13 protein-coding genes are annotated in these 16335 nt (G+C 59.7%); 4 read left to right on the top strand and 9 right to left on the bottom strand.

The window, feature by feature from the left end; genetic code table 11:
- The first annotated feature begins 31 nt into the window (after positions 1 to 31).
- Positions 32 to 1345, top strand: a complete 1314-nt coding sequence (gene gltP, locus ABIE02_RS12310; RefSeq protein WP_032616035.1) for a glutamate/aspartate:proton symporter GltP — start codon at positions 32 to 34, stop codon at positions 1343 to 1345.
- An 88-nt stretch (positions 1346 to 1433) separates the two neighbouring features.
- Here gltP and ABIE02_RS12305 read toward each other — a convergent pair whose 3' ends face one another.
- Both ABIE02_RS12305 and fdhF read right to left on the bottom strand, forming a co-directional pair.
- A complete protein-coding gene (locus ABIE02_RS12305; protein ID WP_032616037.1) occupies positions 1434 to 2108 on the bottom strand; it encodes a tetratricopeptide repeat protein in 675 nt (224 codons plus the stop codon).
- Positions 2109 to 2362: 254 nt separating this feature from the next.
- Positions 2363 to 4510 (bottom strand): formate dehydrogenase subunit alpha, encoded by a 2148-nt coding sequence (gene fdhF, locus ABIE02_RS12300; protein ID WP_429211276.1) that lies wholly within the window; start codon positions 4508 to 4510, stop codon positions 2363 to 2365.
- Between the two features lie 264 nt (positions 4511 to 4774).
- Here fdhF and ABIE02_RS12295 point away from each other — a divergent pair, with 264 nt between their 5' ends.
- Entirely contained in the window at positions 4775 to 5506 is a 732-nt protein-coding gene (locus ABIE02_RS12295) for a response regulator (RefSeq protein ID WP_032616044.1), read from the top strand.
- Here ABIE02_RS12295 and ABIE02_RS12290 read toward each other — a convergent pair.
- The 6 genes from ABIE02_RS12290 to ABIE02_RS12265 form a co-directional block, all read right to left on the bottom strand.
- On the bottom strand, positions 5503 to 6516 hold the full coding sequence (locus ABIE02_RS12290) for a carbohydrate kinase family protein (protein WP_429211274.1): 1014 nt from the start codon (positions 6514 to 6516) through the stop codon (positions 5503 to 5505). The genes ABIE02_RS12295 and ABIE02_RS12290 overlap by 4 nt on opposite strands.
- Positions 6513 to 7373, bottom strand: a complete 861-nt coding sequence (locus ABIE02_RS12285) for a ketose 1,6-bisphosphate aldolase (protein WP_059308934.1) — start codon at positions 7371 to 7373, stop codon at positions 6513 to 6515. The genes ABIE02_RS12290 and ABIE02_RS12285 overlap by 4 nt, the downstream gene beginning before the upstream one ends.
- Positions 7374 to 7383: 10 nt before the next feature.
- Positions 7384 to 8070: a D-lyxose/D-mannose family sugar isomerase gene (locus ABIE02_RS12280; protein ID WP_144839726.1), complete on the bottom strand. Its 687-nt coding sequence runs from the start codon at positions 8068 to 8070 to the stop codon at positions 7384 to 7386.
- A 130-nt stretch (positions 8071 to 8200) separates the two neighbouring features.
- Positions 8201 to 9142 (bottom strand): ABC transporter substrate-binding protein, encoded by a 942-nt coding sequence (locus ABIE02_RS12275; RefSeq protein WP_059308932.1) that lies wholly within the window; start codon positions 9140 to 9142, stop codon positions 8201 to 8203.
- 154 nt (positions 9143 to 9296) lie between these two features.
- Entirely contained in the window at positions 9297 to 10292 is a 996-nt protein-coding gene (locus ABIE02_RS12270) for an ABC transporter permease subunit (RefSeq protein WP_032616052.1), read from the bottom strand.
- 2 nt (positions 10293 to 10294) lie between these two features.
- Entirely contained in the window at positions 10295 to 11809 is a 1515-nt protein-coding gene (locus ABIE02_RS12265; RefSeq protein ID WP_032616054.1) for a sugar ABC transporter ATP-binding protein, read from the bottom strand.
- Between the two features lie 564 nt (positions 11810 to 12373).
- On the opposite strand from ABIE02_RS12265, the gene ABIE02_RS12260 reads away from it, so the two are divergent.
- Together ABIE02_RS12260 and yjdP are read left to right on the top strand one after the other, a co-directional pair.
- Entirely contained in the window at positions 12374 to 14656 is a 2283-nt protein-coding gene (locus tag ABIE02_RS12260; RefSeq protein ID WP_336995162.1) for an ATP-binding protein, read from the top strand.
- Positions 14657 to 14728: 72 nt separating this feature from the next.
- The gene (yjdP, locus tag ABIE02_RS12255) at positions 14729 to 15052 is read left to right on the top strand and encodes a DDRRRQL repeat protein YjdP (RefSeq protein WP_336995161.1); all 324 of its coding nucleotides are present in this window, start codon (positions 14729 to 14731) and stop codon (positions 15050 to 15052) included.
- 515 nt (positions 15053 to 15567) lie between these two features.
- On the opposite strand, the gene phnP is transcribed toward yjdP, so the two are convergent.
- Complete coding sequence (gene phnP, locus ABIE02_RS12250; protein ID WP_336995160.1) at positions 15568 to 16326, bottom strand: phosphonate metabolism protein PhnP; 759 nt, start codon at positions 16324 to 16326, stop codon at positions 15568 to 15570.
- Positions 16327 to 16335 lie beyond the last annotated feature (9 nt).

The following is a 16335-nucleotide window of genomic DNA, read 5'->3' as shown; positions in this document are numbered from 1 at the left end:
TACGAACACTTCATTGAGGAAGTCTCTTGTTATGAAAAATTTGAAAGTCAGCCTGGCCTGGCAAATTTTGCTGGCCCTTGTGCTGGGTATCTTGCTGGGCAGTTATCTGCATTATCACAGTGACAGCCGCGAATGGCTGATCGCCAACTTACTGTCGCCAGCCGGTGATATCTTTATTCATCTGATCAAGATGATTGTGGTGCCAATTGTCATTTCGACGCTGGTGGTTGGGATTGCCGGGGTCGGCGACGCGAAGCAGCTCGGCCGTATCGGCGCAAAAACGATTCTTTATTTCGAAGTGATCACTACGGTCGCGATCATTCTTGGCATCACGCTGGCGAATGTGTTCCAGCCTGGCGCGGGTATTGATATGTCGCAGCTGGCGACGGTGGATATTTCGAAATACCAAAGCACAACCGCAGAAGTGCAAAGCCATTCTCATGGCCTGATGGGCACGATCCTGTCGCTGGTGCCGACCAATATCGTGGCGTCGATGGCGAAGGGCGAAATGCTGCCGATCATCTTCTTCTCGGTGCTGTTTGGTCTGGGCCTGGCGTCGCTGCCCTCCACCCATCGCGAGCCGCTGGTGACCGTGTTCCGCTCCATCTCTGAAACCATGTTCAAAGTCACCCATATGGTGATGCGTTATGCGCCGGTTGGGGTATTCGCGCTGATTTCCGTAACGGTGGCGAACTTCGGTTTTGCCTCCCTGTGGCCGCTGGCGAAGCTGGTGCTGCTGGTACACTTCGCCATCCTGTTCTTCGCCCTGGTAGTGCTGGGGCTGGTGGCGCGGATATGTGGCCTGAGCATCTGGATCCTGATCCGTATCCTGAAAGACGAACTGATTCTGGCGTACTCCACCGCCAGCTCCGAGAGCGTGCTGCCGCGTATTATTGAGAAGATGGAAGCCTACGGGGCGCCTGCGTCAATCACCAGCTTTGTGGTGCCGACCGGGTACTCGTTCAACCTCGACGGCTCCACGCTGTACCAGAGTATCGCGGCGATCTTCATTGCCCAGCTGTACGGTATCGACCTCTCCCTGTGGCAGGAGATCGTGCTGGTGCTGACGCTGATGGTGACCTCAAAAGGGATTGCTGGCGTGCCGGGCGTGTCGTTTGTGGTCCTGCTGGCGACGCTGGGTAGCGTGGGCATTCCGCTGGAAGGGCTGGCGTTTATCGCCGGTGTTGACCGTATCCTCGACATGGCGCGTACCGCGCTGAACGTGGTGGGTAATGCGCTGGCGGTGCTGGTGATTGCCAAGTGGGAACACAAATTCGACCGTAAGAAAGCCCTGGCGTATGAACGCGAGGTGCTGGGCCGTTTCGATAAGACGGCTGACCAGTAGTGTAAAAAAAGCCCGGTGGCGCTGCGCTTACCGGGCCTACCATACTATACCCTCTCCCCTTTGGGGAGAGGGTTAGGGTGAGGGGATTTTACTCCCCGCTCAACGCATCAAACTCCTCGCAGCCGGTATCAAACCCTTCGCTACAGCTCAGATTAAACCAGTACAGCGCCTTCTGTTTATTGGGGGTGATAAACCCGGCCTCGCCCTGATGAAACACCTGACCTGCCCAGTATTCCGCGTAACCCGTGCGCGAGAGGGCGGAGCTTTGCTTAAACCACTGCGCGGCCTGCACATCATCCTGCGCCACCTCCACGCCGTTGGCGTAGATCAACCCCAGCAGCAGTTGGGCATCGACAGCGGCGTCATCCTCGGTATTCGCCGCGGCTTTATGCAGTAAGGTCAGTGCCTGCGGGTAGTCGGTTTGCCCGGCACGGGTATTGACCAGCAACCGCGCCAGCATCACCGCCCCCGGCGAGCTGCCCGCCACTGTGGCCTGCTGCGCCAGCCCCTTTGCCTGGGTTAAATCGCCGTGTTTAAACTTGATTTGCGCCAGCAGCGCCATGGCATCAATATCGCCGTTTTTGGCTGCTTTTTCGGCCCAGGTTTCGGCCTGCTTATCATCACCCGAGCTGTAGTAGGTTTCGGCAAGGTAATACTGCGCGCGGCTGTCGCCCGCCTCAGCCTGCTTCAGGTACTGGCCGCCAATCTCTTCGGCGCCCACCAGGGAAGAAAAAAGGATCAATAAAAGATAAAGAGATTTCATGCGTTATTTTCGTAGGGGTAGATAACGGGCAGTATAAGCGTGGGACGAGAAGAAAAAAATGGGTGCATTAAGACCTCCACTGTCCACAAGCCGGGCGGGTTTCCCCGCCCGCTGACGTTAGCCTGCCGCGCAGGCTGATTTAGCCGCCACGTCGTGCTGTTCATCCTTTATACCCGTCATACTTCACGTTGCTGACGCCTGTAAAAATGGAGTGAATACTCACCCCATTTTTTTATGGTTCCGTTAATTAAGCCTTAGCCTGTGGCCATTTCACGTAAGTTATTTTTCAGTTTGTTATATTCCTCAAGAACATATTGTTCGGCAGCCAATTGATCCGCAATGGGTTCCACGCGCACCGCACAATATTTGTATTCCGGCGTTTTGGTTATGGGGCTTAAATTCTCCGTCACCAGCTCGTTACAGGCGCCGATCCACCACTGGTAAGTCATGTACACTGCCCCGACGTTTGGCCGGTCGCTCACCTGAGCGCGGGTAATGACCCGGCCTTTGCGTGAGTTGACCCACACCAGCGCCTCATCCTCAATGCCCAGCCGTGCGGCATCCTCAGTGTTAATTTGCACATAGCCGGGTTCATCGGCCAGCGCCGACAGGGCCGCACAGTTGCCGGTCATCGAGCGACAGGAGTAGTGACCCACTTCGCGCACCGTGGAGAGCACCAGCGGATAGTCGTCATCCAGCTTATCAATGGGGGCCATCCAGTCGCAGGTGAAGAACTGCGCCAGCCCGTTCGGGGTATCAAATTTTTCCGCGAACAGGTACGACGTGCCCTGATCTTCTGGCGATTCATCCCGGCAGGGCCACTGGATATAGCCCAGCTCGCCCATCTTTTCGTAGGTTGCGCCCTTAAAGCCCGGACACAGCTGGCGCAGCTCATCCCAGATTTGCTGGGTGTTGTCGTAGAGCATCGGATAACCCATCCGGGTCGCAATCTCGCTGATGATCTGCCAGTCGGTTTTCAAATCCCACTTCGGCTCGACCGCCTTAAAGAAACGCTGGAAGCCGCGATCGGCGGCGGTGTAAACCCCTTCATGCTCGCCCCAGGAGGTGGACGGCAGGACGACATCCGCCACCGCCGCGGTTTTGGTCATAAAGATGTCCTGAACAATCACCAGCTCCAGATCGGCAAAGGCCTGACGCACCGCCGGAAGTTCGGCATCGGTTTGCAGCGGATCTTCGCCCATGATGTACGCCGCCCGCACCTCGCCGTGGGCCACACGGTGCGGCAGTTCGCTGATGCGGTAGCCGGGATGCGCAGGCAGGCTCGCCACGCCCCAGGCTTTCGCAAATTTCTCGCGGTTTTCCGGGAATTTAACAAACTGGTAGCCCGGGTAGGTATCCGGCAGCGCGCCCATGTCGCAGGCACCCTGCACGTTATTCTGGCCGCGCACCGGGTTGACCCCGACGTGGGCTTTGCCGAGATTGCCGGTCAGCATCGCGAGGCTGGTGAGCGAGCGCACCGTTTCCACCCCCTGCCAGAACTGGGTGACACCCATCCCCCACAGCAGGGTGGCCGTTTTCGCTCCGGCATACAGACGCGCGGCCTGGCGGATCTCTCCCGCACTCACGCCGGTAATGGCCTCGACCGACTCCGGCGTATAGCGTTCAACGATCTTACGGTACGCCTCAAAGCCTTCCGTGCGGGCAGTGACGAAGGCCCGATCGTAGAGCTGCTCGGCAATAATCACGTGGCCGATGGCATTAAGCAGGGCGATGTTTGAGCCGTTTCGCAACGCGATATGCATATCGGCAATGCGCGCGGTTTCGATGCGCCGCGGATCGCAGACGATAATCCTGGCCCCGTTCTGCTTCGCGCGCAGAATGTGGTTCGCGACGATTGGATGTGAATCCGCCGGGTTATAGCCGAAAATAAACACCAGATCGGTGTTATCAATCTCGTTGATGGCATTGCTCATGGCGCCATTCCCGACCGACTGGTGCAGACCTGCAACCGAGGGGCCGTGTCAGACGCGTGCGCAGCAGTCGACGTTGTTGGTGCCAATCACGGCGCGCGCAAATTTTTGCATGATGTAGTTGGTTTCATTCCCGGTGCCGCGCGAGGAGCCGGTGGTCTGGATCGCATCCGGGCCGTGCTGCGCCTTGATGGCGCTGAGACGGCGGGCAACGTAATCCAGCGCTTCATCCCAGGAGACGGACTCCAGCTTGCCGCCACGTGTGCGCCGGATCATGGGGGTTTTCAGCCGCGGGGTCAGGATTTGGGTGTCGTTGATAAAATCCCAGCCGTAGTAGCCCTTCAGGCACAGCTTGCCCTGGTTGGTTTTCCCTCCGGCTGCCTCGGCACGGACGATGCTGCCGTTATCGACGACCAGGTTTATCTTGCAACCTGATGCGCAATAGGGGCACACCGTGATGACGTTTTTCATCGGTCTCGCTCCAGTGTAAATGATGCTGACGTGTTGGTTTATTATGCGGCTTTCAGGCCACATTCTTATTGTGGGATTGCCCTGACTTTACGGGTGAATTCGGGTCAAAACCCTGACAGAAAACAGGCCCACGTCAAAAAATGCGACGGCGAAAGCGATGGGGATGTGACGGCGGTTGAAGATCCGCGAGGGAAAGGGCGTTTTGGCTGGAGCCTTGCACATAATGGGCCAGACTGATCACTATCATCCCTGATGGAATCCAGTATGAAACCAGCAATTCTGGTGGTCGATGACGACACCGCGGTCTGCGAACTGTTGCAGGACGTCCTCAATGAGCACGTCTTCACTGTCCATGTGTGCCATAACGGCCAGGATGCCCTGCGTCTGGCGCAGCAAGCGCCGGAGATCGCGCTGGTGCTGCTGGATATGATGCTGCCGGATATCAACGGCTTGCAGGTGCTACAGCAGTTGCAAAAGCAGCGCCCCGAGCTGCCGGTGATCATGCTGACGGGCCTGGGCAGTGAATCGGACGTGGTGGTCGGCCTCGAGATGGGCGCCGACGACTACATTGGTAAACCCTTCAACCCCCGGGTGGTGGTGGCGCGCGTCAAAGCCGTGCTGCGCCGCACCGGTGCGCTGGCGGCAGAGCCGGTGGCCGTGCGGGCAGCCGGGATCAGCTTTAACGGCTGGACGCTGGACACCACCCGCTGTGAATTGATCGACGCCCGGCGCGGCGTGGTCGCCCTGACCCAGGGCGAGTACGGATTGTTGCTGGCGCTGACGCAAAACGCGCGTCGGGTACTCAGCCGGGAACAGTTGCTGGAGCTGACCCACAGCGAAAGCGCGGAGGTGTTCGATCGCACCATTGATGTGCTGATCATGCGCCTGCGACGCAAAATTGAAATTAACCCCCATCAGCCGCTGCTGATTAAAACCATCCGCGGGCTGGGCTATGTCTTTGCCGCCGACGTGCTGCATGGTGACAGGGCGGCCTAGGCCAGCAGATTCTCCTCGATAAAGTGCTGTAACTCCGGGAGGGTTTTTGCCCCGTCGATGGCGTTGGCCGCCAGCAGGCTGGCCCGGGCGCAGGCATGCGCCATACGGATGCTCTCTGCCAGCGACAGCGAGTCGTGGCAGCCATACAAAAAACCCGCGCAGAAGGCATCCCCCGCGCCGACGCTGCCGACGATCTCGTCCTGACTCAGCCGCCACGAAGGGATCCAGCCGCCTTCCTGGCCCGGCTCTTGTCCCCAGGCCCCTTCCGGGCAGTGGATCACCACCCGCGCCTTCACCCCCGACGCCAGCAGCTCTGCCGCCGCCGCGGCAATATTGGCGATCGCGGGCGCATCCCGGTCATCGCGCGTGGGCAGGCCGCTGAACTCGCCCGCCTCCAGCTCGTTGATCACCAGATAATCAAGATGGCGCAGGGCAGGGAGCACCAGCGGCTGATAGCGCGGATCGCCCTTGCGCGACACGAGGTCGAGAGAGGTCTGGAACCCCAGCTCGCGCATCTGCGCCAGCAAGCGCGCGCTGCGGGTGCCGTACTCCTCGTCCGGCTTATCCAGGCTGTCCAGCAGCAGGAGATAGCCCAGATGGAAGATTTTCATGCTCTGATCGAGCCGGTCAAAGGCGGGCAGATCCAGCAGCCGGTTGGCCCCCGGCGAGTGGAAAAAGGTACGCTGGCCGCTGGGGTCGGTCATCACCTGTGACATGGAGGTAGGGGCAAACGTGGTGCGCTGCACCCGCTGGCGGTTGACGTGATACTGGTCGAGCATGGCGATAATGTAATCCCCGTCGTGATCGTCCCCAACCAGTCCCACCGCCTGCAGCGGGAGCCCGGCACGCATTTTCGCCAGGGTCAACAAAACGTTGAGCGGTGCCCCGCCGGTGGCGCGCTCGCTGTGGGTGATCTCCGCCAGCCAGCCGCGCTCGGGCCACTGCACAATCTGATGAACATGATCCACCAGCATGTTGCCCGCCGCGATAATCCCCCGGCGTTCCATCATGCGTACCCCGCGCTGCCAAAGGTTCGCATCTGCGCGGCCACGGTGTCGGTGATCGCCTCTTCGATGCCGAGCAGCAGTTCAGCAAACTCATCGTACAGCGGCTGTCGGTTGGCCATCCGCTGTTCCACCGCCGCCAGCGCCGCCTGCGACATGCCGGTGTAGAAGTTAATTTTGTGGATCCCGAGTTCAATGGCGCGACGGAAATCGGCGTCGCTGATCCCGGACCCGCCGTGCAGCACCAGCGGCAGGCCGGTTTGCTGCCGGATGGCATCAAGACGGGCAAAATCGAGCTTCGGCTCGCCCTTGTACTTACCGTGAGCATTGCCAATCGCCACCGCCAGCGCATCGATGCCGGTCTGATCGACAAACTCCCGCGCCCGCAGCGGATCGGTAAAAAGCGCTTCGTCGGCATGACCATACAGGGCGCCGCCCTCATCGCCACCGACGGCACCAAGCTCCGCCTCCACCGACACGCCCACCGCGTGGCACATCTTCACCACTTCCCGCGTCTGGCGGATGTTCTCTTCGTAGCTCAGGGTGGAACCGTCAAACATCACCGAGCTAAAGCCTAAACGCAGCGCCCGCACCACCGCTTCGAAATGCAGGCCGTGATCGAGATTCAGCACCACCGGAATATCATGCCGGGCGGCTTCGAATTTCACCGCCTCCACCAGTGAATCGAGCGACACATACTTAAAATGCACTTCGGCAATGTTGATGATAAAAGGCGAATTCTCCTGGCGAGCCGCGGCAAACAGTGCCCGCAGGAAGTGAGAGTCGAGGACGTTAAACGCCCCCAGTGCGTAACGGTGTTCGCGGGCGTGCGCCAGCCCGTCGGCGAGAGAGATAAGCGGCATGATTCACTCCTTACAGGCGAAACAGGCTGTATTCATTGCACAGGACCAGCACGGCCGGTTCGTCTTCATCGATATTGTTATAGCGGGCGGTAGGGTGCAGGAAGTGGTTGTCCGTCTCGTCGTCATTGACTGACGAGACTTCGCCCACCAGCACATCACCAAAGCCCTTTTCACCCCAGAAGCTGTGGTATATGCCGGGCGGCAGGCAGATGCTCTCCCCCGGTGCGAGGCGGATATGGCTGCCCGCCACGTGGGTCTGCTGGCATCCATCAATGGCGACCTTGATATCGCCAGCCTCTTTCTGTTCATCCTCATCGGCATTCCACAGCTCAACAATCAGGTTCCCGCCGCCGCGGTTGATGATGTCTTCGCGTTTGCGCCAGTGAAAATGCAGCGGCGTCACCTGGCCCTCACGCACATGCATGATCTTCTCGGCATAGCATTTGTTCCAGGGTTTGCCGCCGGGAGAGCCGTTGCGCAGCGCAAAGAGAGTTAAGCCCTGCGTCGCAAAGTTATCGCCGCCGAAGGCAGTCACATCCCAGCCGAGCCGCAGGTCGAACACTTCTTGCCAGGCGTCGGCGTCAAGCTGCTGCCAGCGGCCAGGGGGGAAGCTGGCAAAGGGGGGTAAATGCACATCGTGCATCGAGAAAAACTGTCGTGTGTGGCCAAGGATCTCGTTAATTTCGGAGCGTTTCATAATGACTCCTTGAGTGATGTGCAAATATTACCCCTCACCCTAACCCTCTCCCCATACGAGAGAGGGAATCTGAACACCCCCTCCCTTATGGGGAGAGGGCCGGGGTGAGGGGCATCAGGCCGCACAAGGCTTACTTAACCGTCCAGCCTTTATAATTGCCGACGTTGCTCTTATCGATCATCGTCACCGGGATCAGCACAGGCTCTTTCGGCGCGGGTTTGCCCTGTAATATGTCATAGCCGATCTCAACCGCTTTCGCCGCCATGACCTGCGGATCTTGCGCCGGGGTGGCGATAAACAGGGAGTTTTCGCGCTTCAGCGCCTCTTCGGCATCCGGCGAACCATCGACGCCCACAATAAAGAACTCATTACGTTGCGCCTGTTTTGCTGCCAGATCGGCACCGATCGCGGTCGGATCGTTGATGGCAAACACGCCGTCGATCTTCGGATTGGCGGCCAGCAGGGAGGTCATCACCTCCAGCCCACCGTCACGGCTGCCTTTGGCGTTCTGGTTCCAGGAGAGCACTTTGATATCCGGGTGGCGCTTGAATTCAGTCTGGCAACCTTCCACGCGGTTTTGTACCGCAGAGACCGGCGGTCCGTTGATGATCACTACGTTGCCTTTGCCTTTCAGGCGGTCGGTGATCAGCTTACAGGCCATCTCACCGGCCTGGGTGTTGTTGGAGGTAATGGTCGCATCGGCACCCTCTGCCGCGACGTCAACCGCCACCACCACGATCCCGGCGTCTTTCGCGCGCTTCACCGCCGGGCCGATCCCTTTTGAATCCGCGGCGTTAAGAATGATCATATCGACCTTCGCGGCGATAAAGTTATCAATCTGAGAAACCTGCTGGCCGAGATCGTAGCCGCTGGACACCAGCGTCACTTTCACGTTATCCCCCGCCAGTTTGCGCGCTTCCAGCTCCGCGCCTTTGGTGATCTGCACAAAGAACGGGTTGGCCAGATCGCCCACCGTCACGCCGATGGACTTCAGCTCTTTGGCCTGGACAAACGGACTTGCTGCAAGCAGTGCGCCAGCACAGAGCGCGGTAACTAATGGCTTTAATCTCATGCTGTATTCCTCACGTAGGGTTTTCCCGTCATCCTTCTGGCCGCAGATGCGTTGGCTGCGCGCATTCACCCGAATCACTGACGACAGTCAGCGCATCGGGATTCATACACTTGCCGCCTCCCTGCGACCAGAATGATTCAGGGAAATATTGTTGTTATGCACTTTGATGGTGTCGGGTACGGTATTTGTCGATCAGCACCGCAATGATGATCACCGCCCCTTTGATCACCAGTTGCCAGAAATAGGAGACGCCCATCAGCGTCATGCCGTTGTTGAGGGTGGCGATAATCAGCGCGCCCACCAGCGTGCCGGTGATGGTGCCGATCCCGCCGACAAAGCTGGTGCCGCCGAGGATCACCGCCGCGATGGCGTCCAGCTCATAGCCGGTGCCGAGGTTGCCGTTGGCGCTGTACAGCCGCGAGGCGCTCATCACCCCGCCGAGGCCCGAGAGCAGGCCGCTCATGCCGTAGACAAACAGCAGCACCAGCCAGACCTTGATGCCCGTTAAGCGCGCGGCCTGCATGTTGCCGCCTACCGCGTAGATATGAACCCCGAGCGTGGTGCGGCGCAGGATGAACCAGCAGACCGCGATCACCGCGAGGGCAATCACCACCAGCCATGGCACCGGCCCGAGATAGTTATTGCCGATCCATTCAAAACTGATGCTGGAGTTGATCACCGTGGTGCCGTCGGCCAGTAGGTACGCCGCGCCGCGCAGCGCCGTATAGGTGCCGAGCGTGACGATAAAGGGCGGTAGCCCGGCAAAGGCCACCAGCGCCCCGTTAAAGGTGCCGAGCACCAGCCCGAGCATCAACGCCGCTGGCACCGAGAGCATGGACAACTCCGGCATCAGCGAGACCACCATCGCCGCCACCGCGGTGGTGCCCAGAATCGAGCCGACCGAGAGGTCGATGCCGCCGGTCAAAATAATGAAGGTCATCCCCGCCGCCAGCACGATGTTGATCGACGCCTGGCGGGTAATGTTCAGCAGGTTGCTTTCGGTAAAGAAGTTTGGCGCGATAAAGCCAAATACCGCGACAATCAGGATCAATATCGGCAGGATACCGATGGTTTGCATCAGATCGCCCATCAGCATTTTTTTGGCGGAGGCCGCTTTGGCCACCTGTTGCGGAGTGTTTGGTTGCGTCATGGTTATACCGCCCGATGATGAGAGTCGTTAACGCCGGTCGCCAGCGTCATGATGTTTTCTTGTGTGATATCGGCCCGATGGAGTTCACCGGCAATGCTCCCTTCGCGCATGACATACACGCGATCGCTCATGCCGACCACTTCCGGCAGTTCGCTGGAGATCATCAGGATCGCCACCCCTTTGCGCGCCATCTGGTTCATGATCCGGTAGATCTCGCTTTTGGCGCCCACGTCCACGCCGCGGGTCGGCTCGTCGAGGATCAGAATGCGTGGGCTGATCGCCACCCAGCGGGAGATGAGCAGCTTTTGCTGGTTGCCGCCGGAGAGACCGCCCGCCCGCACCTGGGAATGCGGGACGCGAATATTGAGCAGGGCGATGGCGTCATCGGAGATGGACTGCGCTTTTTTGCGATTCAGCATGCCGAAGGTGGCGTCGCGCTCCAGCGTCGCCATGGTGATGTTCTCCTGTGCCGCCAGTTCCAGAAACAGCCCCTGCTCCTTGCGGTTCTCGGTTAAGAAGCCAATTCCATGATCGATGGCGGCGCGCGGGGAGTGGATTACCACCGGCTCGCCATCCACCTCAATCATTCCGCCCGTGGCCTTACGCACACCGAAAATCAGCTGCGCCAGTTCGGAACGTCCGGCACCCACCAGCCCGGCAAGGCCGACGATTTCGCCGGAGCGCACCTGCAGGCTGCAGGGCTGCACTTTGCCGCCGTCGGTCAGGTGGTGAACGTTCAGGCGCGGGCTGCCGAGCGGGATATCGCGCTCTTTGTTGAACAGATCGCTCAGCGGCCGCCCGACCATCATCCGCACCAGCTCAGAGGCGTTGAGCTTGTCGCGGGTCAGACTGCCAACGTATTGCCCGTCGCGCAGCACGCTAACCCGGTCGGATAACTCATAGACTTCGGCCATGCGGTGGCTGATATAGATGATCGCCATCCCTTCGTCGCGCAGGCGCAAAATCAGCTCGAACAGACGGTGGGTCTCGCGTGAGGAGAGGGCGGCGGTGGGTTCATCCATCACCAGAATGCGGCTGTTGCGGTGCAGCGCGCGGGCAATTTCCACCTGCTGCTGCTCGGCGATGGTCAGCTTCATCACCAGGTCGGTGGCTTTGAAATGGGCGCCAAGACGATCGATTACCGCCTGCGCCTGGGCCGCCATCTCTTTGCGCTGCACCAGCCCGCCGCGTGACAGCTCGCTGCCAAGGAAAATGTTCTCTGCCACGGTGAGGTTAGGGGCGAGCTGCATCTCCTGATAGATCAGGGTGATACCAGCCGCCAGGGCATCTTTCGGGCCTTTGATGTTAAATGGCTTGCCGTCGATCAGGATCTCGCCGCTGGTGGCGATGTAGGCCCCGGCGAGGATCTTCATCAGGGTGCTTTTTCCGGCGCCATTTTCGCCCATTAAGGCGTGGATCTCGCCGGGATAGACCGTCAGATCCACACCCTTCAGCGCGTGAAAGCTGCCAAAGGTTTTGGCAATGTTGCGCATCTCTAAAACCGGGGTTCTGCTCATGGCGGATCTCCTGTGACGTTCGATATCCGCACTTCATCACATCCCGGTAAATGCAAAATGTCAGAAGTCGTTCATATTTGTCATAGTTATGAATAGTTAATGTGGATCACAGTTACGCTACTGAATCGCTTTCTCCCCTCACCCCGGCCCTCTCCCCAAAGGGGAGAGGGAGTAACGGTTCCCTTTCCCCTTTGGGGAAAGGGTGTACGGTCCCCTCTGGCCTTTGGGAAAAGGGGGCTGTTCCCTTTCTCCTTTGGGGAAAGGTGTAACTGTTCACGCTCTCCTTTGTGGAAAGGGGGTGACTGTTCCCTCTCTCCTTTCTGGAAGGGGTGACTGTTCCCTCTCTCCTTTGTGGAAAGGGGTAACTGTTCCCGCTCCCCTTTGTGGAAGGGGTGACTGTTCCCTCTCTCCTTTGTGGAAAGGGGTAACTGTTCCCGCTCCTCTTTGTGGAGGGGGTTAACTGTTCCCTGTTCCCTTTGGCGGGGAGTCACTGTTCCCTCTCCCCTTTGGGGAGAGGGTTAGGGTGAGGGGTAAGAGCCTCAAACCGCACAGGAGCTGATATAAATGCCCTCACGCCGTCCCCCCTTCTTCGCCAGCGCCCGTGGTCGCCTGCTGATCTTTAATCTGTTGGTAGTGGCGGTAACCTTAATGGTCAGCGGCGTGGCGGTGCTGGGCTTCCGCCATGCCAGCCATATCCAGGAGCAGGTACAGCGTCAGACGCTGGACGACATGACCGGTAGCATGAACCTGGCGCGTGAAACCGCCAACGTGGCGACGGCAGCAGTCAGGCTATCCCAGGTGGTAGGGGCGCTGGAGTATAAAGACGAAGCCAACCGCCTGAAACAGACCCAGACGGCACTGGTTCACGCGCTGGAGCAGTTGGCCGATGCGCCGCTGGCGCAGCAGGAGCCAGCCCTGGTGAAGCGGATCATCCAGCGCAGCAATGCGTTACAGCAAAGCGTGACCGGCATGCTGGAGCGCGGGCAGCGACGCCACCTGGAGCGTAACGCCCTGCTCAGTTCGCTCTACCAGAGCCAGAGCTATCTTCGCCATCTGCAGGACATTAACCGCCGCTATGCCAGTAACCTGCCCGACGCACGGCTGCTCAGTGAGATGGACCGGCTGATTGCCGCCGCCATCGAAACGCCCTCGCCACGCGCGACTATTCAGCAGCTGGATACGGTAACGGCGATGCTGCCCCGCCAGGCCATACAGCCAGCGGTAAGCTTCGTACTGCCCGATTTCAACGCCGAGCTGAATAAGCTCGGCCCGCTCTCCGGGCAGCTGGAAGAGAGCGATCTGGCGATCAGCTGGTATATGTTCCACATCAAGGCGCTGGTGGCGATCTTAAACAGCGATATCAATCAGTATGTGGAGCAGGTGGCGCAGGCCTCCCGGCAGCGCACCGCCGAGAGCCATCAGGAGCTGCGCTCGATCAGCGTCTTTATCACGGTATCTGCCGTGCTGGCGCTGATCATCACCGCCTTTGCCTGCTGGTATATCTACCGCAACCTGGGTACCAACCTGACCGCCATCTCCCGGGCGATGTCGCGGCTGGCCCACGGCGAACAGGATGTCTCGGTGCCTGCGCTACAACGCCGGGATGAGCTGGGCGAACTGGCCCGGGCATTTAACGTCTTTGCCCGTAATACCGCCTCGCTGGAGCACACCACCCGGCTGCTGAAAGAAAAAACCTCGCAGATGGAGGTGGATCGCCTCGAACGTCAGGGGCTGGAAGAGGCGCTGCTGCACAGCCAGAAGATGAAGGCCGTCGGGCAGTTAACGGGCGGACTGGCGCATGATTTCAACAACCTGCTGGCGGTGATCATCGGTAGCCTGGAGCTGGCTGACCCCCATTCGCCGGATGCCCTGCGCATCGGCCGCGCGCTGAAGGCCGCCGAACGCGGAGCGCTGTTGACCCAGCGTCTGCTGGCGTTTTCCCGCAAGCAGTCCCTGAACCCGCACGCGGTGGAGATGAAACCCCTGCTGGAAAACCTGGCTGAGCTGATGCGCCACTCCCTGCCCGCGACGGTCGCGCTGGATATCGAAGCGCAAACCCCGGCATGGTCCGCGTGGATTGACGTCAGCCAGCTGGAAAACGCCATCATTAACCTGGTCATGAACGCCCGCGATGCAATGGAAGGGCAAAGTGGGACGATCAAAATCCGTACCTGGAACCAGCGCGTGACCCGCAGCGACGGGCGCAGGCAGGACATGGTGGCGCTGGAGGTGATCGACCACGGCAGCGGGATGTCGCAGGAGATAAAGTCCCGGGTCTTTGAGCCGTTCTTCACCACCAAACAGACCGGGAGCGGCAGCGGGCTGGGGCTGTCGATGGTCTACGGCTTTGTGCGCCAGTCCGGCGGGCGGGTAGAGATCGAAAGCGCGCCGGGGCAGGGCACCACCGTGCGGCTGCATCTGCCGCGCGCCACCCTGCAGGCGCTACCCGCGCCGGAAGCCGGGGCAACCACCGCCTTGCCGCCAGGCGACCGGTTGGTGCTGGTGCTGGACGATCAACCCGACGTCCGGCAGACGCTGTGCGAACAGCTGCACCAGTTGGGCTATCTGACGCTGGAGGCCGAGACCGGCGAGCAGGCGCTGCAGATGCTGAATGCCTCTGCGGATATTGAGATGTTTATCAGCGATTTAATGCTGCCCGGCAATCTGAGCGGCGCCGAGGTGATTCAGCATGTACGCCAGCATTTCCCGCATCTGCCGGTGCTGCTCATCAGCGGTCAGGATCTGCGTCCTGCGCATAACCCGCAACTGCCGGACGTGGCGCTATTACGTAAACCCTTTACCCGTGAGCAGCTGGCGCAGGCGCTGCAAAAAGCGGTCAGAATTTGAGATTCCTCCGCTACTCGCGCTACCTGCCGTTCATTACCGTAAAGCCAGCTCAACCGCTGTGAGACTGGCTTTATGAAACGATATTCCACCGCTCTGTTATTTGGTCTGCTCTCTTTAACCAGCCAGCTGGCGCATGCCGACATCGTTGATGAGGCGATTGGCAATATTCAGCAGGCGATCAACGACGCTTATAATCCCAACAGCAGTCGCAACAATGATGACGATGACCGATACGATCAGCGGCGTCAAAGCGACAGCCGACAGTATGACGATCGCCGCAGACAGCTTGAGGACCGGCGTCAGCGTCTGGATGAGCGGCAGCGCCAGTTGGATGAAGACCGGCGTCGCCTGGAAGATGACGAACGGCGGTTAGAGGATGATTACGATCGGCGCTAAGGCACAGCCTGACGCCCTTATTCCGGCCCTCTCCCGCAGGGCTGAGGGATCCCCATAAAAATATTGGCACGGTCGGCCCCCTCTCCTGATATTGGCACGTTCAGCTCCCTCTCCCCTTTGGGGAGAGGGTTGGGGTGAGGGGGAACATGCGGCTCAGGTGGTGGTTCCGTTCACCTTAGGTTTTGCACTTCTCTGTCAGCCGCGTCACCCGTGAACGTGTGAAGGGGGCTCGCCGCCGCCCCCTTCACAATCCCGGCTCCCGGCACAGAAAATCGCCGCGTCGCGGTGCACTCAGCTTATTCCTCCAGGCTTTCGGGTCGGGCACCAGCCTGCATCCCTGCAGGCTATGCCCTCTCGGCGCGTCCCTGCGCCTCGCCCCGGCCTTACGGAAACGCTTCGTCGATTTTCAGCCGGACAGGGGAGTCGCTGTAAGTCGTTTAAAATATTGTGATTATTTCATTGCTGTAAGGGAAAATTACTGGGGATCCCTCAGCCCACGGGGAGAGGGAGAAACCTTAATCCAGCATCAGTACCATCCCGTCATACCCCGCCTCGATTCCCTCTGGCAGCGGGTTATCCATCATCCACACGTCAAACTGATGGCTGATATGGGTCAGGATCACCTGTGGACACCCGATCACCGCGTTTAACGCAACAACGGTATTCAAATCACAATGGTTGCGCGGCATCTCGTCCCGCGGCTCGTGGCTGCAGTCAATCACCATCACCTGCGGGTGGTTGTTAACTAAAAACTTCACCGTTTTCTCCGGCAGCCCGGCGGTATCAGAAAGCCAGGCCACCCGGCTGTAGGCGCTCTCCAGCAGGTAGCCAAACGTCAGCTTCGAATGGTTGAGCGGCAGCGGTGTCACCCGCAGGCCCTGGAGTTCAAACACCACAAATGGCTCCAGCGTATGGCTAAAGTCGAGGATGCCGGGATGCTTAAACAGATCGTCGCAGCCCGCCTCGTCCGGCGGGCCGTACACCGGGATGGTCGCCCCCACGCCCCAGCGCAGCGGGAACAGCCCCTGAACATGATCCATATGGTAGTGAGTGAGCAAAAACTGCTGAAAACTGCCCGCGGGCCAGTCGTCCATCAGGTGGGGGATCCCCGCATCCAGCAGCGTGATCGCGTCGTTGAATTTGACCACCGCGCTACAGGGACGGCGGCGATAGTCGTCCTGCAAACGCGCCCGACGGCAGGCCGGACAGTCGCAGCCAAAAGCGGGCACCAGTTGGGCACCGCCGGTGCCTGTTAACGTAATGGTCAGACTCATAGCGTCCCC

The sequence above is a fragment of the Leclercia sp. 1548 genome (assembly GCF_050435045.1).
Classification (GTDB): domain Bacteria; phylum Pseudomonadota; class Gammaproteobacteria; order Enterobacterales; family Enterobacteriaceae; genus Enterobacter; species Enterobacter adecarboxylatus.
The sequence above is the reverse complement of the archived record's forward strand: the minus strand, read 5'-3'. Positions and strand labels throughout refer to the sequence as shown.

Bases quoted from the DNA above. Each gene is read 5' to 3' on its own strand.
- ABIE02_RS12265 (WP_032616054.1), bottom strand. From the start codon at position 11,809: ATGAGCAGAACCCCGGTTTTAGAGATGCGCAACATTGCCAAAACCTTT.
- phnP (WP_336995160.1), bottom strand. From the start codon at position 16,326: ATGAGTCTGACCATTACGTTAACAGGCACCGGCGGTGCCCAACTGGTG.
- ABIE02_RS12260 (WP_336995162.1), top strand. From the start codon at position 12,374: ATGCCCTCACGCCGTCCCCCCTTCTTCGCCAGCGCCCGTGGTCGCCTG.
- ABIE02_RS12290 (WP_429211274.1), bottom strand. From the start codon at position 6,516: ATGATGGAACGCCGGGGGATTATCGCGGCGGGCAACATGCTGGTGGAT.
- ABIE02_RS12285 (WP_059308934.1), bottom strand. From the start codon at position 7,373: ATGCCGCTTATCTCTCTCGCCGACGGGCTGGCGCACGCCCGCGAACAC.
- ABIE02_RS12295 (WP_032616044.1), top strand. From the start codon at position 4,775: ATGAAACCAGCAATTCTGGTGGTCGATGACGACACCGCGGTCTGCGAA.
- ABIE02_RS12305 (WP_032616037.1), bottom strand. From the start codon at position 2,108: ATGAAATCTCTTTATCTTTTATTGATCCTTTTTTCTTCCCTGGTGGGC.
- gltP (WP_032616035.1), top strand. From the start codon at position 32: ATGAAAAATTTGAAAGTCAGCCTGGCCTGGCAAATTTTGCTGGCCCTT.
- ABIE02_RS12280 (WP_144839726.1), bottom strand. From the start codon at position 8,070: ATGAAACGCTCCGAAATTAACGAGATCCTTGGCCACACACGACAGTTT.
- ABIE02_RS12270 (WP_032616052.1), bottom strand. From the start codon at position 10,292: ATGACGCAACCAAACACTCCGCAACAGGTGGCCAAAGCGGCCTCCGCC.
- yjdP (WP_336995161.1), top strand. From the start codon at position 14,729: ATGAAACGATATTCCACCGCTCTGTTATTTGGTCTGCTCTCTTTAACC.
- ABIE02_RS12275 (WP_059308932.1), bottom strand. From the start codon at position 9,142: ATGAGATTAAAGCCATTAGTTACCGCGCTCTGTGCTGGCGCACTGCTT.